The following is a 19,128-nucleotide window of genomic DNA, read 5'->3' as shown; positions in this document are numbered from 1 at the left end:
CCCGGACGCGACCTGTGACACGATTGTCGGGTGAAGGGCATCATCCTCGCGGGCGGTTCGGGCACGCGGCTGCATCCGATCACACTCGGTGTGTCCAAGCAGCTGATCCCGGTCTACGACAAGCCCATGGTCTACTACCCGCTGTCCACGCTGATGCTCGCCGGCATCCGCGACATCCTGGTGATCACGACGCCGCACGATGCGGCGTTCTTCGAGCGTCTGCTGGGCGACGGGTCGCAGTTCGGGGTGAGCCTGACGTTCGCGCAGCAGCCGTCGCCGGACGGGCTGGCGCAGGCGTTCACGATCGGTGCGGACTTCATCGGCGACGACAAGGTCGCCCTGGTCCTCGGCGACAACCTGCTCTACGGACCGGGTCTGGGCACGCAGCTGAAGCGGTACACCGACGTCGAGGGCGGCGCGGTGTTCGCGTACTGGGTGGCCGAGCCCAGCGCGTACGGCGTGGTCGAGTTCGCCGGCGACGGCAGGGCGGTCTCGCTGGAGGAGAAGCCGAGGGCACCCAAGAGCAACTACGCCGTGCCGGGGCTGTACTTCTACGACAACGACGTGGTCGGCATCGCCCGCGAGCTGCAGCCCAGCGCGCGCGGCGAGTACGAGATCACCGACATCAACCGGGCGTACCTGGAGCGCGGGTCGCTGCACGTGGAGGTGCTGCCGCGCGGCACCGCGTGGCTGGACACCGGGACGTTCGATCAGATGACGGACGCCGCCGACTACGTCCGCACGATCGAGCGGCGCACCGGCATGCGCATCGGCGTGCCGGAGGAGGTCGCGTGGCGGCAGGGCTTCCTGACGGACGACGAGCTGCGCGCCCGGGCGCAGACGCTGGTGAAGTCCGGGTACGGCACGTACCTGCTGGAGCTGCTGGAGAGAGGACGCTGATGGCCCACCTGCTCGTCACCGGAGGCGCAGGCTTCATCGGGTCCAACTTCGTCCACCACGTCCTCGAGCACACCGATCACCAGGTCACGGTGCTCGACAAGCTCACCTACGCCGGCAACCTCGCCTCCCTGGCAGGCCTGCCCGAGGACCGCTTCGCCTTCGTCCGCGGCGACATCGCCGACGCGGAGCTGGTCGACGGCCTGATGAGCCGGGCGGACGCGGTCGTGCACTACGCCGCCGAGTCGCACAACGACAACTCGCTGCACGACCCGCGCCCGTTCCTGGACACCAACATCATCGGCACGTACACGCTGCTCGAAGCCGCCCGCCGCCACGGCACCCGGTTCCACCACATCTCCACCGACGAGGTCTACGGCGACCTGGAGCTGGACGACCCGGCCCGCTTCTCGGAGTCCACCCCCTACAACCCCTCGTCGCCGTACTCGTCGACCAAGGCCGGATCGGACCTGCTGGTGCGCGCCTGGGTGCGCTCGTTCGGCGTGCAGGCCACCATCTCGAACTGCTCCAACAACTACGGCCCCTACCAGCACGTGGAGAAGTTCATCCCCCGCCAGATCACCAACGTCCTGCGCGGCATCCGCCCGAAGCTGTACGGCAAGGGCGAGAACGTGCGCGACTGGATCCACGCCGACGACCACTCCTCCGCAGTGCTCACCATCCTCGACAAGGGTGTCATCGGCGAGACCTACCTCATCGGCGCCGACGGCGAGAAGGACAACAAGACCGTCGTCGAGCTCATCCTCACCGAGATGGGACAGCCCGCCGACGCCTACGACCACGTCACCGACCGCGCCGGACACGATCTGCGCTACGCCATCGACTCCACCAAGCTGCGCACCGAGCTCGGCTGGCAGCCGCGATACCGCGACTTCGAGGCCGGCCTGCGCGCCACCATCGACTGGTACCGCGAGAACGAGGACTGGTGGGCGCCGGCCAAGGACGGCGTCGAAGCCTTCTACGCATCGAAGGGGCAGTGAGACGCGTGGCGATCGAGTTCGGCAAGGAACTGGGCATCACCACCACTCCCATTCCCGGGCTGGTCGTGTGGGACCTCCCCGTCCACGGTGACAGCCGCGGCTGGTTCAAGGAGAACTGGCAGCGCGAGAAGATGACCCGCGCCGGACTTCCGGACTTCGGACCGGTGCAGAACAACATCTCGTTCAACGACGCGGTCGGGACCACGCGAGGGATCCACGCCGAACCGTGGGACAAGTGGGTCTCGGTCGCGACCGGACGGATCTTCGGCGCGTGGGTCGATCTGCGTGACGGCCCGACCTTCGGGGCGGTCTACACCACCGAGCTCGACCCGTCCCGCGCGATCTTCGTGCCCCGCGGCGTCGGCAATTCCTACCAGACGCTCGAGCCCGACACCGCGTACACCTATCTCGTCAACGATCACTGGTCGTCCGAGGCGCCGTACACCTTCCTCAACCTCGCCGACGAGTCCGCCGCCATCGCGTGGCCGATCCCGCTCGACCAGGTCGAGGTCTCCGCGAAGGACAGGGCTCACCCCCGCCTGGCGGACGTGACGCCGATGACCCCGCGCAAGATCCTCGTCGTCGGCGCGAACGGACAGCTCGGACGCGCGCTCCGGGCGGAGTTCGCCGGCGCGGCGCACGTCGAGTTCGCCGCGCGCGACGACGTGGACCTGGGCTCGCCGGACCTCGCGGAGGCCCGGCGCTGGCGCGACTACGCAGCCGTCGTCAACGCCGCCGCCTACACCGCCGTCGACCTCGCCGAGACGGCGGACGGACGCACCGATGCGTGGCTGACCAACGTCACGGGCGTCTCGCGGCTCGCGGCGGTGGCCGCGGCGCACGGCGTGACGCTGGTCCACGTCTCGAGCGACTACGTCTTCGACGGCACGCTGTCCCGCCCTTACCGCGAGGATGATCCGGTGTCGCCGCTGGGGGTGTACGGGCAGACGAAGGCCGCCGGCGACGCCGTGGTGTCCACCGTGCCGCGCCACTACATCCTGCGCACCTCCTGGGTGATCGGGGACGGCAGGAACTTCGTCCGCACGATGCAGTCGCTCGCGGAGCGGGGCGTGGACCCGTCCGTGGTGGGCGACCAGATCGGGCGCCTCACGTTCGCGGACGACATCGCTCGCGGCATCCGTCATCTCCTGTCGACCGCGGCGCCGTCGGGCACGTACAACCTCACCGGCGCGGGCGACCCGGCGTCGTGGGCCGACGTCGCACGGACGGTGTTCGAGCTCACCGGCCACGACCCGGCTCGCATCACGGCCGTCTCGACGGACGAGTACTTCTCCGCCGCCACGACACCGGTCGCTCCGCGGCCCCGCAACAGCGCGCTCGACCTCGCCAAGATCGAGGCGACCGGATTCCGGGCGCCGGACTGGAAGGACGCGCTGCGCCGCTACCTCACGGGCGAGGGCGGCTGAGCCGACCCCCGCGACCGGGGTGGCCGACGCGGCTCAGCCCGCTCCGACGACGACGCGCGGCGTGCCGGCCCAGGCGGCCGCATCCGTCGCGTTGCGGCCGTCGACGAGGAGGCGGATGCCCGGCAGATCGGCCGGGGTCAGCGTGCGGTAGTCGCCGTGGTCGGTCTGGAGGACGGCGAGGTCGACGTGATCGCCGAGCCGGTACGGCTCGAAGCCGAGGGCGCGCAGCTCGTCGTCGCTGTACAGCGGGTCGTGCACGCGGACGTCGGCGCCGCGCTGCGTGAGCGCCTCGACCGTCGGGAACACGCCCGAGAACGCCGTTTCTTTGACGCCGCCGCGGTAGGCCGCGCCGAGGACGACGGCGCGGGTGCCGTCGAGCGAGCCGAGGAGACCCGCCGCCTGCTCGACGAGACGGCCGGGCATGGACGCGTTGAGCATGCGCGCCGTGCGCACGATGTCGGCGCCGGGGTCGGTCGAGAGGTACAGCCGCGGGTACACCGGGATGCAGTGACCGCCGACCGCGATCCCGGGACGGTGGATGTGGCTGTAGGGCTGCGAGTTGCACGCCTCGATGACCTGGTAGACGTCGATGCCGTGCTCGGCGGCGAAGAGGGCGAACTGATTGGCCAGTCCGATGTTGACGTCGCGGTACGTCGTCTCGGCCAGCTTCGCCATCTCGGCCGCCTCGGCGCTTCCGAGGTCCCAGACGCCGTTGGGCCGCGCGAGGCCATCGCGCTCGTCGAACTGCAGCACCGACTCGTAGAACTCGCGGGCGCGCTGCGCTCCCGCCTCGGACAGGCCGCCGATGAGCTTGGGGTACTTGCGCAGGTCGGCGAACACCCGGCCGGTGAGGACGCGCTCCGGCGAGAAGACGAGATGGAAGTCCGAACCCTCGACGAGACCCGACCCCTCTTCGAGCATCGGCTTCCAGCGGCTTCGCGTCGTGCCGACCGGCAGCGTCGTCTCGTACGAGACCAGCGTGCCGGGCGTGAGGTGCTGCGCGAGAGACCGGGTCGCGGCATCCATCCATGCGAAATCCGGCTCCCACGTGGCGTCGTCCACGAAGAGCGGGACCACGAGCACGACCGCGTCCGCGCCGGGGACGGCGTCGGCGTAGTCGGTGGTGGCCCGAAGGCGCCCGGCGGGGACGAGCTCGGCGAGCTTGTCCTGCAGGTGCGCTTCGCCCGGGAACGGCTCGACGGCGGCGTTGATGCTGTCGACCGTCGCCGCGTTGACGTCGACGCCGATCACTTCGTGGCCCGAATCGGCGAACTGGACGGCGAGGGGAAGCCCGATCTTTCCGAGGGCCACGACGGCGATGCGCATGGATTCCAGTCTAGGGCGGGCGGCGCCGGGCGCCGCCCGCGCCAGACCTCACGGGCAGAGCAGCAGATCCTCGACGTCGGCCGACAGGGCGCCGGTGCCGCCGAGCAGCCACACCCCGTTGGCGCGGTGGGAGATGATGCCGTCGGCGGCGTCCACGCCCACGCACGTGGGAGGCGTCAGGAACAGCGGCGCGCCCCACGCTCCCGCCAGCGGAGCTCCCGTCAGCGCGTCGGGGAAGTTCATGCCGTTCGCGAGGAAGGAGTCCTCCGCGACGCCGAAGACCGCCGCGTTCAGCTGGGCCGCCGTGTCGTAGCGGCTGGTGCCGGCGATGCGGACGACCTCGCCGATCCCGTGCGCGGCGAGGCCGCTCTCGATGCCGGCCGAGACCGCACCGGTGCCGCCCGCGATGATGACCTGCTGCACGCCGAGTTCGTCCAGCAGCGTCAGCGTCTCGGCGGCGGGGGTCGAGGCGGTGCCGTCGACGAGGATCACCGGCGCACCCATGACGCCGGCCGCCGGGCCGGCCGCGAGGGCGTCGGGATAGTTCCGGCCGGTCGCGATGATCGCCACGTCCGCCCCCGCGTCGTAGGCGTCGCGCACGATGTTCTCGCCCGTGTCGTAGCGGCTGGCGCCGCCCACGCGGTCGACGGCCGTCCCGGGCAGGACCGCCTTGATGGCGTTCAGCACCCCGTCGGACACGGCGCCGGGGCCGCCCACGACGACGACGCGTGCGGGATCGAGCTCGGCGAGCCTGTCGCTCGTCGCCTGCGGCAGCGACGTCGCGTAGGTGAGCAGGAGCACGCCGCCCTGCAGGATCGCGGCGGGTCCGGCCGCGAGCGCGTCGGGGTACGTCATGCCGTTTGTCACGTAGACCACGTCGGGGCTCGACCCGGCGGGCACCGCCCACCGCGAGATCTCGGCCGCGGTCTCGAACCTGCTCCCGCCGAACACCCTGCCGACGTCGAAGTAGCGCTCGTCGAGGATCACCGTGCCGAGGTCCACCGTCTGGCCGGCCGTCACGATCAGGTCCTCCGACTCGAAGAAGTAGCGCGCGTCGTCGTACCACTCCAGGCCTATGGAGACGTCGCTGGCCAGGAAGCGGATGGAGTACGTGCCGGGTTCGAGGTCCTGCGAGGTCCAGTCGTCGAAGTCACCGCTCCAGCCGACCGACGGCAGCTGCACGTAGTAGCCCGTGCCCTCGTCCAGCTTCCACAGGCTGATCTCGACCTGGGACAGCGGCGACAGCCACGTGCTCTTGTACATGACGCCGACGTTGACGTTGCCCTTGGCCGGGTCCGTCGGCGGCGTCGCGAACGACACCAGTCGTGTCGGAGCCGCCGGCCCCGAGGCGCCCGCGGGCGCCTCGACGAGCGGCTGCGCGACGCTGGGCGCGGCGGAGAGGAGGGAGAATGCGGCTGCGGCCACGAAGGCAGCCGCGACGAGGGGAACACGCGTCATCGAGTGGACCAGTTTCAGGAGAGGATGGGATGAGAATCGCCAAACGGTAGCACGGTGGAACCGCAGGGTCCGCATCGACGTGGCACCACTTTCTGAGGACGGATCTTGGGCTCCTATCCCCTGTCGCGCGCAGGCGCGACGATCGCGCTCACAGCCGCGCTCGTGGTCGCCGGGATCCCCGCGTCCGCGGGCGCCGGCACGCTGCCGGCGGAGGCGGGACGGCGCGCTCCGGCGGCCGTCTCAACGACGGTGCAGGCCGAGACCACGCGCCTGGCCGGCCCCACCCGCTACGACACCTCCGTCGCGATCTCGCAGGAGTTCGAGCCCGGCGTCGGGACCGCAGTCGTGGCGGCGGGTGCGAACTTCCCCGACGCCCTTGCGGGCGCCGCGGCCGCCGCACACCTGGGCGGGCCGCTGCTGCTGACCCCGCACAATGTGCTGCCGCCCGCGGTGAAGGACGAGCTCGTGCGGCTGGATCCCGAGCGCATTCTCGTCCTCGGTGGTCCGGGAGCCGTGTCGGATGCCGTCCTCACGCAGTTGCGCACCGTCGCCGACGCCGATCGCATCGGCGGATCGGACCGCTATGCGACGGCATCCGCCATCGTCGAGAAGGTCTTCACGGCGGACGATTCGATCGTGATCGCGACGGGCCGCGGGTTCGCCGACGCCCTCGCCGCCGGCGCGGCAGCAGGCTCGGCCGGCGACCCCCTCCTGCTCGTGGACGGCGCGCAGCCGGCACTGCCGGACGCGACGCTCACCGCCCTCGACCGCTGGAACGTCAGCCGCGTCACGATCGCGGGCGGGGTCGGCGCCGTCGATGTGGGCATCGAGCAGCAGCTGCGCACGGCGGGCTTCGAGGTCGGGCGCCTGGCAGGGGCCGACCGGTTCGCGACGGCGGACGAGATCGCGACGACGTATTTCGGGGCGAACCCGCCGTCGGCGTTCCTCGCGACCGGGCTCGACTTCCCCGACGCGCTCTCGGCGGGCGCCCGCGCCGGTGCGCTGCACGCTCCGGTGCTCCTGACGAGGACCGACTGCGTGCCGGCGCCGACCAGCGGCCTCGTGGCCGGCGTCGGCTCGCACCTGTTCGTCGTCGGCGGCGAGGGCGTGGTGTCCGCGGCGGCGGCGGGGAACACCCCGTGCCCGTTCGTCCCCGCCCCCGCGCCGACCTGGGCGACCAGCGGCCTGGCCTTCGATGCGCAGGCGGCGATCCCGTACTCGGATCGCGCCCCGGTCAACGTGGACGACCCCGCGATCGAGCTCGACGAGACCGGCCTGCGCATCTACCGCACGCGCGACACCGGCGTGCGAGCCGACCACCCCGTCGCGTACGCGCAGTACGGGATCTCCGCGCTGATGGAGTTCCAGGAGGGCGGAGACCCGGTGTGGCTCGACCGTGCCGTCCGGCACGCCGAGCGCCTCTCGCAGATCCGCACGGAGCGGGCGGGGGCATGGTGGTTCCCGTACACGTTCCGCTGGACCTACTACCAGCGCACGATGCTCACGCCGTGGTGGTCGGGGATGGCTCAGGGTCAGGCGCTGTCGCTGTTCGTCCGGCTGTACGAGGAGACCGGCGAGGAGCGCTGGCGGACGGCGGCCGACCGCACGTGGGCGAGCTTCCCGCAGCAGCGGGACGGCGCGCTGCCGTGGCAGACGATGGTCGACGACGGCCTGCTGTTCTTCGAGGAGTACGCCGGCAATCAGCCGCCGCTGCTCGTGTTCAACGGGCACGTCTTCGCGCTGTTCGGGCTCTACGACTACTGGCGGCTCACCGGGGACGAGACGGTGCATCGCTACCTGGACGGCGCCGCGACGACGGCGCTGCAGATCATGCCCCGCATCCGCGTGCCCGGAGGCATCTCGTACTACTGCGTGCAGGACATCTACTGCCAGAGCCCGCTGTGGCAGAACTCCGCCTACCACCCCATCCACTCGTGGCAGCTCGACACGGTGGCCCGGCTGACGGGCGACCAGCGGTTCGGCGACTGGGCGAACCTGTTGCGACAGGACTGGACGCCGCCCGCCGCGCGCTTCGCGGCGCCGCCGAGCCTGCCGCTGGGCTGGGAGGACGGGCCGCCGCAGTAGCGGCCGTCCGCGCAGCGGGGGTCAGCGCGCCGCGAGCTCCGCGACGACGCGCTGTGCGGCGCGGCCGTCGCCGTACGGGGCCGCCGCCGTGTCGGCCGGGCGAGGCCTCGTCACGCCCGCGGCGATCTCTGCCCGCGTCCCCGCGAGCACGTTCCACCCGAGGTCGACGGTCTCGACCCACTCGGTCTCGGTGCGCACCGTCGTGCACGGCACGCGCAGCAGGAACGCCTCCTTCTGCAGTCCGCCGGAGTCGGTGACGACGCCCGCGCTGTGCATCACCGCGGCGATGAGGTCGGGGTACGCGAGCGGACCGTGCGAGATCAGCGAGCCCTGCGTGAGCGGGATGCCGTGGGCCGCCGCCTTGGCGACGACGCGGGGGTGCGCGAGCAGGACGACGGGCTTGTCCAGCGACGCCAGCGCGCCGGCGATCTCCGCGAGCCGTGCGGGGTCGTCGGTGTTCTCGGCGCGATGGATGGTCGCCACGTAGTGCCCGCCCGGCGCCACGCCGAGCTCCGAGACGAGCGACGACGCGCGCCCCGCCAGCTCGTCGCGCACCTTGTACAGCACATCGGTCATCACGTCGCCGACGAGGACGGTGCGCTCGGCGAGCCCCTCGGCCGCGAGGTGGTCGACCGCCACTTTCGTGGGCGCCAGGAGCAGGTCGGCGGCATGGTCGGTGAGCACCCGGTTGTGCTCCTCGGGCATGCGTCGGTTGAAGCTGCGCAGGCCGGCCTCGAGGTGCGCCACCGGCAGGTGCATCTTGACGGCGCTGAGCGCCGCGGCGACCGTGGAGTTCGTGTCGCCGTACACGAGCACCCAGTCGGGCTGCTGCGCGTCGAACACCCCGTCGAGGGCCGACAGCATGGACCCCGTCTGCACGCCGTGCGAGCCGCTGCCCACGCCCAGGTGGACGTCGGGCGCTGCGATCCCGAGGTCGTCGAAGAACACGTCCGAGAGCATCGGGTCGTAGTGCTGCCCGGTGTGGACGATGACGTGCTCGACTCCGGCGGCACGCATCGCCTTGTCGATGGGGGCGAGCTTGACGAACTGCGGGCGCGCGCCCACGACGCTGACGATCTTCACGGGGCACCAGTCTAGACAGTCGCCGACGCGCGGCCTGCGAGCCGTTGGGTAACGTGGACGCGTGCGAATCCTGCTCGTGACGACGTGGTATCCGTCGCAGGCAGCCCCGTCGTCCGGCGCCTTCGTCGCCAAGGACGCGCACGCACTGGCCGAGGACCACGATGTGCACGTCGTCCACCTCGCCTCGCCTGCTCTGCTGTCGCCGGCGGATGCCGCCGCCGACGCCGGCTCGCCGGTGAGGGTGACGCGCATTCCGATGCGCACGTCCGCCCCGTTCCACTGGCTGCAGGCCAGGCGCGCGCTCGAGGCGCACCTGCGGAAGGCCGACGTCCTCCACACGCAGGCGTTCAGCGCCCTGCTGCCGTTCGCGGCCCGCGGGCCGCGCCTGCCGTGGGTCCACACCGAGCACTGGTCGGGGATCAGCAGGCCGGAGTCCGTCAGTCCGGTGTGGCAGGTCATCGGCCGGGTGCTCCGTCCGCTGCTGCGCCGCCCCGACGTCGTCACGGCCGTCTGCGAGTTCCTCGCCGCGCCGATCCGGCGCTCGCGCCCGGGCGAGGTGCGGGTGGTCCCGTGCATCGTCGAGCCGGCCGGACGCCTGGCCTCGTGGCCGTCCGAGGCGGACGGCCTGAGGCTCACGGCGACCGGAGGCCTGGTGGACGGCAAGGACCCGCTGCTCGCGGTCGACGTCGTCCGCGAGCTCGTCGACCGCGGCCATGACGCGGCGCTCAGCTGGCAGGGCGACGGGCCCCTCCGCGAGGCGGTCGTCCAGCACGCGCGCGACGCGGGCGTGCTGGAGCGCCTGACGCTTCCTGGTGCCGTCTCCCCCGAGTCGGTCGCGGCGGCGATCGACGCCGCCCGCGTGTTCCTCCTCCCGACCAGGGGCGAGAACTTCTGCGTGTCGGCGGCCGAGGCGATCGTCCGCGGCCGCCCCGCCGTGATCGGGGCCGTGGGCGGCCAGCGCGAGTACGTCACCCCGGCGAACGGGCGCCTGGTCGCCGAGCGGGCCGCCGGCGCCTACGCCGACGCGATCGAGGAGGTCCTCGCGGCGGCGAGCGACCCCGAGCTCGTCGCGTCGACCATCGGCGACGCGTTCTCCCGCGCGCGCGTGCGCGCCGCCTACGAGGATGCGTACGCGACGGCCGGCGCCGCGCGCGGGGCGGGCCGATGACTCCGCGCGTCGATGTCGTCATCGCGGTCCATGACCCCACCCGCCCCATCGAGCGCGCCGTCGGCAGCGTGCTCGGCGGCACCACCGCGCCGGTCCGGGTCACCGTGGTGGTCCACAACACCGAGCCGGCACCGGTCCTGGAGCGGCTCTCGCCGTTCGCCGAGGATCCCCGCCTGCGCACGCAGGAGCTGCGCGACGGCATCCCGAGCCCTGCCGGCCCGTTCAACGCCGGTCTGGACGCAGCCACCGCCGAGTTCCGCGCGGTGATGGGCTCGGACGACGAGCTCGAGCCGGGCGCGATGGATTCGTGGCTGGCACGGGCCGATCGGGCCGGGGCACGGGTGGTCATCGCGCGGGTCCGGCACGCGGGCGGGCGGGCGGTCCCCACGCCGCCGACCCGTCCCGGCCGCACCGCCGGCCTGGACCCCGTCCGGGACAGGCTCAGCTACCGCTCAGCCCCGCTCGGGCTCTTCTCGCGCGACCCCTTCGGCGACCTCCGCTTCCCCGTCGGTCTGCCGGTCGGCGAGGACATCCCGTTCGTCACGCGGCTGTGGCTGTCGGGCCAGCCGATCGCGTACGACCGGCGCGGCCCCGCCTACCTCGTGCACGCCGACGCGCAGTCCCGCACCACGACGCTGATCCGGCCCCTCGAGATCGAGTTCCAGTGGCTCGACGCGCTGTTCGCGGAGGAGGCGTTCACCGGCGCGACAGCGGATCGGCAGGCCGCGGTCGTCGTCAAGCTCCTGCGGGTGCACGTGTTCGGTGCGGTGCTCAACCGCCCGGATCCGGCGATGTGGACCGCGGTGGAGCGCCGCGCGCTCGCGGGCGTCGCCGACCGCCTGGTGGCCGCCGGGCACGGCATCGAACGGGTGCTCGCGCGCCGCGACCGCGCTCTGCTCGATGCGATCAGGGACCCCGGCGTGCCCGCCGCCGATCTGCTGCGTGCCGCGGTGCGACGCCGCCGTTTCGGCGCTCCGGGCACCCTGCTCCCCCGCGACCTGCGCTGCACCTTCCACCGCGAGGCGGGGCTGCGCATGGCCGCGGCATCCGCTCTCCAGCTCCTCTGAGCCGCGCGGGCCTCAGCCCACGGCCGGTCGCTGGGGCAGGGCGTCGACGGCCCGCTTCCAGATCGCGACCTGGCTCTCGCTCGAGAGCTCCCGGGCATGCGCGTGGGAGGCGGCCTTGGCCGCGTCGACGGCCGACGGCGTCAGGGCGTCGATCGTCCGCGTGAGCGCCGGCGCCGTGAAGTCCTCGGCGACCCAGCCGATGCCGTACCGCCTGACGTACTCGGCCATCTCGGGCGAAGGACCGCAGATCACGCCGAGCCTGGCCTGCACGTAGTCGAAGATCTTGTTGGGCAGGGCCCAGCGGTTGTTGAAGTTGACCGGCGGCAGGATGTGGACGCCCACGTCGTAGCCCCGGAGCGTCTCGGGCAGCTGCCGGTAGGGCACCGGATCGTGGAGGGTGATGCGCTTAGACCGCGCGGCGACGGCACGCAGCTCCTCGAGGTAGCCGGGGTCGTTCGGTGTGAGGTAGAGGTCCAGCGTCGCCTCGCGAGCGGCGAGCACGCCGTCGACGAGGACGCCCAGGTGCCGGTTGCGCAGCGCTGCGCCGGAGTGCACGAGGCGAAGGGGCCGGTGGCAGGGCGTCGGCTCGGCGTCGACGTACGGCGCGGCGTTGGTGACGACGTCCGGACGGAAGCCGAACCGCTTCTCGTACGCGCGCGCGAGGCCCGCGCTGACCGTCGTCCACGAGTCGGCGCGGGCGACGTGGCGGCGGCACATCCACTCGATGAACGGCTTGACGAAGAGGCGGAAGCGCAGCAGCTCCTCGTGCTGCCGGGGCGAGTACTCATGGAGATCGGCGTGGACCCCGTCGCGCACCCCGGTGGCGAGGACGACGCCGACGGCGTCGACGTCGTTCGCGATCGCGACGTCGAACGTCCGCCCGGCCAGCGCCCGCGTGGCCGCGGCGATCGCGGCGTTGCCCCGATACGCCCGCCGGTACTGCCGGAGGATCACCAGCAGCCGCGGGTAGCGCCAGACGGCGAGCTCCTCGGGAATGGAGATGTGCTCGGCCACGCCCTCCGGAGCCGGACCGTACCCGCACGTCACGATGTCGTACTCGTCGCGGAACACCGCGATCTGCTTGAGCAGCCGGGCATCGGACACGATCGGCGAGAAGGAGACGATCAGCAGGGACCTGCGCGCACCGGTCACCTCGCGCCTCCCCGCACCAGGTCGGCGGCGCGCCGGCCGGTCTTCTCGACGTCGAACTCCTGCTCCCACACCCCGCGCGGACGGTACGTGCCGTCGTCCGCCTCGAGGACGCGCTCGAGCACGGCGGCGACGGCGTCGGCTCCGGCATCCGCTGCGACCAGCTCGCCGGTGCCGAGCTCAGGTCCCACGAGCTCGGGCGTTCCCCCCACCGCCGTCGCGACGACCGGGATGTCCCACGCGACGGCCTCCATGATGCTGACCGGCAGCCCCTCGCTGGTGCTGAGGTTCACGAACGCGTCCACCCGGTTCTCCTCGTAGAAGCGCAGCACGTCGCGGTTGGGGGTGTCGCCGCGGAGGTCGACGGCGATGCCGGCCCCGGCGGCGGAGGTCAGCCGCTCCAGCTCGCCGAGGCCCTCGCCTCCGCCGAAGTGGACCCACCGCAGCGGCGTCTCGGGTGCGCGGCGGTGCAGCGCGCTGAGCGACTCCCAGATCAGCGGCACGCGCTTGAGCGGGATCACCGCGGAGCACGAGACGACCACGCGCTCCCGGCCGCGCGGGGGCCTGCGCAGCTGCGCCGGACCGCCGACGCCGAGCCGGCTCACCGTGACCTTCGCGTCCACGCGCGGGTCGGCGTACGCCTGCGACAGGTACCGGCGTCCGTGCTCCGACACCGTCAGCACCCGGTCCACCCGGGCAAGGAGGAAGCGGCGGAACGGCAGGTACCCGCTCGGCTGCCGGTCCTCGTAGAGGTCGTAGCCGTGCAGGCGGACCACCCTGCGGCGCACCCCGGTGAGCCATGAGATGGCGAGGCCCCCGCCCATGCCCCAGAACGCATACGCGACGGTGTCCGGGCTCTCGGCGATCGCCTCGCGCACCGCGCGCCGGCGAGACTGCGTGATTCCCACGCGAGCCCCCATCAGGAACAGGCGGACGTGCCCCCGCAGCCGCCCGGCGACGAGCTCCCGCCACGCGGCGGCGGCCGCCAGCGCCAGCATCCGGGGCCGCAGCGGCGTCCAGAGGCTGTCTTCCGCGGACCGCTCGAACAGGTTCCCGCCCAGCCGGACGTTGGCCGGCATCGGCACGAGACCGGGCGAGGTGTCGCGCGCGTTACAGAAGACGACGACGTCGTCGAAGGATGCGGCGAGGCTCCTGATCTCCTTCTCGACGAAGACCGTGTCGCCGGTCGCGTACGGATAGTCGTTGGTGAAGAGCAGCAGTCGACTCATCGCCGGAGGAGTCCCCGCTTCCGCGACATGAGACGCTGCACGACGGCATCCCAGACATCCACCTGCCGCTCCCCCGCCAGCTCGGCGGCGCTCGCGTCCGCGTTCGCCTTGAACCGGGCGACGGACTCCGGGGTGAGCCGCTCGATCGCCTCCTGCGTGGCTTCGCGCGTGAAGTCGGCCGCGACCTCGCCGATGCCGTAGTGGTCGGTGTAGTACACCATCTCCTCGGACGGCCCGATCACGACGCCCAGCCGCGCCTGCACGTAGTCGAAGATCTTGTTCGGCAGCGCGAGCTTGTTGTTGAAGTTGATCGGCGGCAGCACGTGGATGCCGACGTCGTAGCCGTTGAGCGTCTCGGCGAGCTGGGCGTACGGCACGGGGTCGTGCACCACCACGCGCGCGGACGAGGCGGCGAAGTCCTTCAGCTCCTGCAGGTAGGGCGGATCGTTCGCCGTCAGGTAGAAGTCGAGGGTGACGTCGTTGCTCGCGGCGTCGACGGCCTCGGCCATGACGTGCAGCTGGCGGTTGCGCAGGCACGCCCCGCTGTGGACGAGGCGGATCGGCGATCCCACGGGCGTGGGGGCGGTGTCCTGGTACGGCGCGGCGTTGGTCACCAGCTCCGCGCGGAACCCGAAGTTCCTCTCGTACTCGTCGACGATCCCCCTGCTCACCGTCGTCCACGCGTCGGCCTTCGCGACATAGCGCCGCACGACCCACTCGAACCACGGGGTGATGCGCGCGAACCACGCGGGGTTGTCGTCGTGCAGGCGCGGGCTGTACTCGTGCAGGTCGGCGAGCACGCCGTGGCGCGGACGGAGCTTGACCGCCACCGGGACCGCCTCGACGTCGTTGGCGATAGCCACGTCGAAGCGGCGACCCTTCAGCGCCTGCCGCGACCAGGCGACGGCGGACAGCCGCCAGTACGCCGGCCGGTACCGCTTGAGCGTGATGAGCGACCCGTTGAGGTCGTTGTAGCGCTGGTCGTCCGGAATGGTGATGTGCTCGACGACGCCCTCCGGCGCCGGTCCGTATCCGCACGTGGTGACGTCGAAGCGCTGGGTGAAGCGCGCGACCTGCTTCAGCAGGCGGGCGTCCCGCGCGATCGGCGAGTACGACAGGATCAGCATGGTCGGACGGGGACTCATCGCCTCGGCTTCCGTTCGCGGGTGAGGAAGTACAGCAGGTAGCGCCGCAGCGTCGCCTCGCGGGCGAGGCTGTGCACGACATCGGGGGTCAGCCACCGATCCCGGCGGCCGGCGGATGCCGCGCGCGCGGCGTCGGCGGTGACGCGGTCGATCGTCGGCTCACGGACGAGACCGTCGAGCACGCGGCGGTCCTGGCGGTTGAACGGCGTCAGCACCCCCGGGGCCACGGCGATCAGACGCCGGAGGACCCCCGCGACGAAGGCGACCTCGGCGTCGTCGCGCCAGGCGCCGCGGTCTCGCCCTCGGGCGATCCCCACGACGCTGACGCGGATGAGCTTGACCGCCAGTGCGCGGCGATGCGGCTCGGCGAGGCCGGCGACGACGCCGTCGTCGAGGAGCCGGACGAGCGGCCGGAGCACGTCCTCCGCCGGCAGCGGCGCATGGGTCGTCCGCTCGCGCGCGTCGGTCCCGATGACGTAGCACGGCGCCGCCGGGAGATCGACGCGGGAGGATGTCGCGAACAGGCGGATGCTGAACTCGAAATCCTCCCCCACCGGGAGACCCTCGACCATGCGCAGACCCATCGCCCGCATCGTGGCGGTGCGGATCAGCCCGAGGGGCGCGGTCCGGTAGAACAGCCGATCCTTCGCGGCGTCGAGCCTGTTGCGGCGGCCGAGTCTCACCAGCGGGTTGGGCATGCGCGTCTGGCCGTCGATCCGCAGCGGCGCGATCACCGCGTCCGGTCGATGCGCCCGGGCGTGGCGGATCCACCCCGCCATCGCGCCGGGCTCGAGGAAGTCATCGGATCCCATCACCGCGCAGTACTCGCCGTCGGCGAGCGACAGCCCGTGGTTGAACGGACCGGCGGCGCTGCGGATGCCGTCCACGAGCGAGACCACCCGCACATCGCCGTCCATCCCGGACAGGCGCTGACGGAACGGCTCCGCCGGCAGCCCATGGGCCACGACGGTCACCCGCACGTCACGGCGCACGTCGGCGTCGGCGAAGACCGAGGCGACCGCGCGCTCGATGGGGCGGGACTCGTCGTGGCACGCGATGACGACGTCGACGTACGGTGCGGTCATGCCAGCCCGGCCAGCTGGGCCTGCTCGGCGAAGTTCGGCACGGCGGCCACGAGTTCGTCGAACGAGCCCCGCGCGGCGATCGTCCCGTCCTGGAGGAAGCAGATGAGGTCGCTGTCGCGGATCGTCGAGAGGCGGTGCGCGACCGACACGATCGTCACCTCGCCCTTGAGGCCCCGGATCGCGGACGTCACCAGCGACTCGGTCTTCGTGTCCAGGGCGCTGGTCGCCTCGTCGAGCACGAGGATCAGCGGATCGCTGTAGAGGGCGCGGGCGATGCCCAGCCGCTGGCGCTGGCCGCCCGACAGCGCCAGGCCGCGTTCGCCGATCCGCCCGCGCATGCCGCCCTCGCGCACCGCGACGGTGTCCCAGAGCTGGGCCCGCACGAGGGCCTCGCGCACGCGGTCGAAGTCGATGTCGGCGTCGTCCCACGACAGCGCGACGTTCTGGGCGATCGTCCCGTCGAACAGCGCCACGTCCTGGGGCACGTAGCCGACCCGCGAGCGCCACGCGGCGAGGACGTCGTTGAGATCCTGGGTCCCCAGCATGATCGTCCCCTGCTGGGGCACGAGCAGGCCCAGCAGCACGTCCACGAGCGTCGACTTGCCTGCTCCCGACGAGCCGACGAGGGCGAGCGAGCTACCGATGGGGATGTCCAGGTCGATGTCGTGCAGCGCCGGGGTGTCCTCGTGTCCGGGGTACCCGAACGACACGCCGCGCATCCGCAGCGCGTCGGGTGTTCCGACGATCGGCTCGCGCCCGAGCCGCTCGGCCGCCTCGATGTGGATCTGGGAGGCCTTGATGTCGAAGATCACGCCCTGCACGTGCGGCACGTTGGCGGTGGTGGTGGTCACGATCGACTGGAACCCCGTCAGCGAGGGGATGAGCCGGAACCCCGCGACGGCGAAGAGCGCGACGGATGCCACGGCCGTCGACAGCCCTCCGTACGCGTAGCCCACACCGCCGATGAGGATGAAGCCTCCCACCAGCGCGGCGTTCAGCACGAAGACCGGCAGCGACGACAGGAAGCTCATGTTCGCGCGCGCCCGGGTGCTGTGCCGGCGGTTCTCCTGCACGACGTCGGCGATCTCGCCGACCTTGTTGCGCAGCGTGATCTCTTTGAGCGCCTGGACCATCTCGGTCATCAGCGCCGCGACCTTCAGCGAGTAGTCGCGCGACACCCGGCCGGCCTGCACGGACTTCGCCGAGACGATCCAGTAGAGGATCGCCATGATCAGCCCGAGGTACACGACGGTGATGAGCGCGGTGAGCGGCTGCGCGATGACGAGCACGACGACGATCAGCACGAAGCTGACGGCCAGGGCCGGCAGCTGCACGATCGGAAGGAGGAAGCCGGCGGTGGCGTTGGCGATCCCGACGTCGGCGATGCGGACGATCTGCGCGGTGTTGCGCGCGAGGCGATGGGTCCACGGGGCCTTGATGTAGCTGTCGAACAGGTGGCGTCCGACCTCCAGCTCGAAGGCGGCGAACCGGCGGGTGGCGAACCACTGCTGCGCCAGTGCGAGGGCGGACTTCACGAGGATGAGGACCGCGACGAGCCCGAACACCCAGACGACGGCGTCCACGCCGAGCTCGCCGATGATGGGGAAGCGGATCGGTGCGCCGGAGATCATCGGCGCGAGGCTGACGGCCAGCAGCATGATCGCCGCGATGTCGATGGCCGCGAGCAGGCACGAGACGATGATGTAGCGCGTGAGGTAGCTGCGCGCATCCGAGGGGAGCCACGGGACGAGCTCGCGGAACGTGCGGTAGACGATCTTCATGGGCGCACGCCACGAGGCAGGTCGGAGGGCATCAGGCTATTCTTCCACGGGCCGCGACGACGCTGCTGGCTCGACGTTCAGGAAGGACGCGAGCACGAGCGCCGAACGCCGGCCGTCGTGCACCTCGGCGACGAATCGCGGGCCGCGCGCGGCGATCTCACGGTGCGCGGCGGGCGCCGCGACGACCGCGCGCAGCGTCTCCTCGAGGTCGGCGGCGGTGGACTCGAGGATGGGGAGCCGATGCCCGGCGACGGTCTCGACCGTGCTGCGCACGGACGCACTCACATGGCTGATGACCAGGCGGCCCGACGCCATCGCCTCGCACGCGGCCACCCCGTAGATGCCGAGCGAGAACTGATCGAGCACGACGTCGGCGGTGCCGTAGTGCCGGGGCATCTCGCCGGCCGGCACGCCCGACAGCTCGCGGTACTCGACGACGCCTTCGGCGTCGAGGCGGCGGAGGGTCTCGGCGATGAGGTCGCTGCCTTTCAGCCCCGCGTTGCTCGGGGCGTGGACGACGACCGGTCTCTCGCGCATGAGCGGCGCCGCGGGCGCGGCGCTGCGCCACCGCTCCGGGTCCACGACGACGGGAAGCCAGGTGGCACCGGGCGCGTCCTCGAGCAGATCGGGGGTCGAGACGAAGACCGGCAGCCCCGAGACGTCGATGAGGCGATGGTTGCGCCGGGCGATCTCCTCGAGCCGGGGGGTCTCGGGATATCCCGTGGCGTGGAAGGGCGAGTCGGGCTCCCGGGCGAGGTGCGCGCTCGGAATCCGCAGGTCGCTGCCGTGGAAGACGAGCGCCACCGAGATGCCCTTCGCACGCATGCGCGCGATCTGCTCGTCCACGGTCTCGTCCGGCCCGAGCACCTGACGGCCCGACTCGATCATGACGTGCGTGAACCGGCGCAGGATCGCGCGGCGCTGGGCGCGCTGCCATGGGCGGTTCGTCCGGAAGAACACCGTCCCGACGGAGTGGTCGGCACGGAACCCGAAGACATCCGCGGCATCGCGGTACATGAAGTCCGCGGCGGCGACACCGGGAAGCCGTTCCGCCGCGCGCGCCCAGGCGAAGCCCTGTCCGGCGGAGTTGACCGGCCCGATGAAGAGGCGGGCTGCGGCGCGCCGCACGCGCGTCGTGCCGGCGGCGCGCGCCGACCTGCGCGCGTCCGCCGCGTGCCACGCCCGCCGGACGACGGGCACGGCGGCCAGGCGCGAGCGCAGCCCCAC

The 19,128-nt window shown here is 72.1% G+C and carries 15 protein-coding genes; 6 read left to right on the top strand and 9 right to left on the bottom strand.

Features of this window, described 5'->3' with window-relative positions; genetic code table 11:
* Nucleotides 1-30 precede the first annotated feature (30 nt).
* The 3 genes from rfbA to rfbD are packed head-to-tail and all read left to right on the top strand — an operon-like array spanning nt 31 to nt 3,325.
* On the top strand, nt 31-900 hold the full coding sequence (gene rfbA / locus V6R91_RS30580; RefSeq protein ID WP_336398463.1) for a glucose-1-phosphate thymidylyltransferase RfbA: 870 nt from the start codon (nt 31-33) through the stop codon (nt 898-900).
* Nucleotides 900-1,898 (top strand): dTDP-glucose 4,6-dehydratase, encoded by a 999-nt coding sequence (gene rfbB, locus V6R91_RS30575; RefSeq protein WP_336398462.1) that lies wholly within the window; start codon nt 900-902, stop codon nt 1,896-1,898. The genes rfbA and rfbB overlap by 1 nt, the downstream gene beginning before the upstream one ends.
* A 5-nt stretch (nt 1,899-1,903) precedes the next feature.
* Complete coding sequence (gene rfbD / locus V6R91_RS30570; protein ID WP_336398461.1) at nt 1,904-3,325, top strand: dTDP-4-dehydrorhamnose reductase; 1,422 nt, start codon at nt 1,904-1,906, stop codon at nt 3,323-3,325.
* A 33-nt stretch (nt 3,326-3,358) separates the two neighbouring features.
* On the opposite strand, the gene V6R91_RS30565 is transcribed toward rfbD, so the two are convergent.
* Entirely contained in the window at nt 3,359-4,651 is a 1,293-nt protein-coding gene (locus V6R91_RS30565) for a nucleotide sugar dehydrogenase (RefSeq protein WP_336398460.1), read from the bottom strand.
* 48 nt (nt 4,652-4,699) lie between these two features.
* Nucleotides 4,700-6,109 (bottom strand): cell wall-binding repeat-containing protein, encoded by a 1,410-nt coding sequence (locus tag V6R91_RS30560; RefSeq protein ID WP_336398459.1) that lies wholly within the window; start codon nt 6,107-6,109, stop codon nt 4,700-4,702.
* A 105-nt stretch (nt 6,110-6,214) separates the two neighbouring features.
* On the opposite strand from V6R91_RS30560, the gene V6R91_RS30555 reads away from it, so the two are divergent.
* A complete protein-coding gene (locus V6R91_RS30555; protein ID WP_336398458.1) occupies nt 6,215-8,194 on the top strand; it encodes a cell wall-binding repeat-containing protein in 1,980 nt (659 codons plus the stop codon).
* Between the two features lie 21 nt (nt 8,195-8,215).
* Here the strand turns inward: V6R91_RS30555 and wecB are convergent, their stop codons facing one another.
* Nucleotides 8,216-9,277, bottom strand: coding sequence for a non-hydrolyzing UDP-N-acetylglucosamine 2-epimerase (gene wecB, locus V6R91_RS30550; RefSeq protein ID WP_336398457.1), 1,062 nt, complete (start codon nt 9,275-9,277; stop codon nt 8,216-8,218).
* A gap of 61 nt (nt 9,278-9,338) precedes the next feature.
* Here wecB and V6R91_RS30545 point away from each other — a divergent pair, with 61 nt between their 5' ends.
* Both V6R91_RS30545 and V6R91_RS30540 read left to right on the top strand, forming a co-directional pair.
* Entirely contained in the window at nt 9,339-10,445 is a 1,107-nt protein-coding gene (locus V6R91_RS30545) for a glycosyltransferase (RefSeq protein WP_336398456.1), read from the top strand.
* A complete protein-coding gene (locus V6R91_RS30540) occupies nt 10,442-11,512 on the top strand; it encodes a glycosyltransferase family 2 protein (RefSeq protein ID WP_336398455.1) in 1,071 nt (356 codons plus the stop codon). The genes V6R91_RS30545 and V6R91_RS30540 overlap by 4 nt, the downstream gene beginning before the upstream one ends.
* A 12-nt stretch (nt 11,513-11,524) precedes the next feature.
* Here V6R91_RS30540 and V6R91_RS30535 read toward each other — a convergent pair whose 3' ends face one another.
* Genes V6R91_RS30535 through V6R91_RS30510 form a run of 6 tightly spaced genes read right to left on the bottom strand, consistent with a single transcriptional unit; the run spans nt 11,525 to nt 19,128 of the window.
* Nucleotides 11,525-12,664, bottom strand: a complete 1,140-nt coding sequence (locus V6R91_RS30535; protein WP_336398454.1) for a glycosyltransferase family 1 protein — start codon at nt 12,662-12,664, stop codon at nt 11,525-11,527.
* Entirely contained in the window at nt 12,661-13,890 is a 1,230-nt protein-coding gene (locus tag V6R91_RS30530) for a glycosyltransferase (RefSeq protein ID WP_336398453.1), read from the bottom strand. The genes V6R91_RS30535 and V6R91_RS30530 overlap by 4 nt, the downstream gene beginning before the upstream one ends.
* Complete coding sequence (locus tag V6R91_RS30525) at nt 13,887-15,035, bottom strand: glycosyltransferase (RefSeq protein WP_336398452.1); 1,149 nt, start codon at nt 15,033-15,035, stop codon at nt 13,887-13,889. Before V6R91_RS30525 ends, V6R91_RS30530 begins: the two co-directional genes overlap by 4 nt.
* Nucleotides 15,032-16,120, bottom strand: coding sequence for a glycosyltransferase (locus tag V6R91_RS30520; protein WP_336398451.1), 1,089 nt, complete (start codon nt 16,118-16,120; stop codon nt 15,032-15,034). The genes V6R91_RS30525 and V6R91_RS30520 overlap by 4 nt, the downstream gene beginning before the upstream one ends.
* The gene (locus V6R91_RS30515) at nt 16,117-17,901 is read right to left on the bottom strand and encodes an ABC transporter ATP-binding protein (protein WP_336398450.1); all 1,785 of its coding nucleotides are present in this window, start codon (nt 17,899-17,901) and stop codon (nt 16,117-16,119) included. Before V6R91_RS30515 ends, V6R91_RS30520 begins: the two co-directional genes overlap by 4 nt.
* Nucleotides 17,902-17,937: 36 nt before the next feature.
* Complete coding sequence (locus V6R91_RS30510) at nt 17,938-19,128, bottom strand: glycosyltransferase (RefSeq protein WP_336398449.1); 1,191 nt, start codon at nt 19,126-19,128, stop codon at nt 17,938-17,940.

It is taken from the genome of Microbacterium sp. CCNWLW41 (assembly GCF_037083505.1).
Note: the sequence above shows the minus strand (reverse complement) of the source record. Positions and strands in the feature narration are given on the sequence as shown.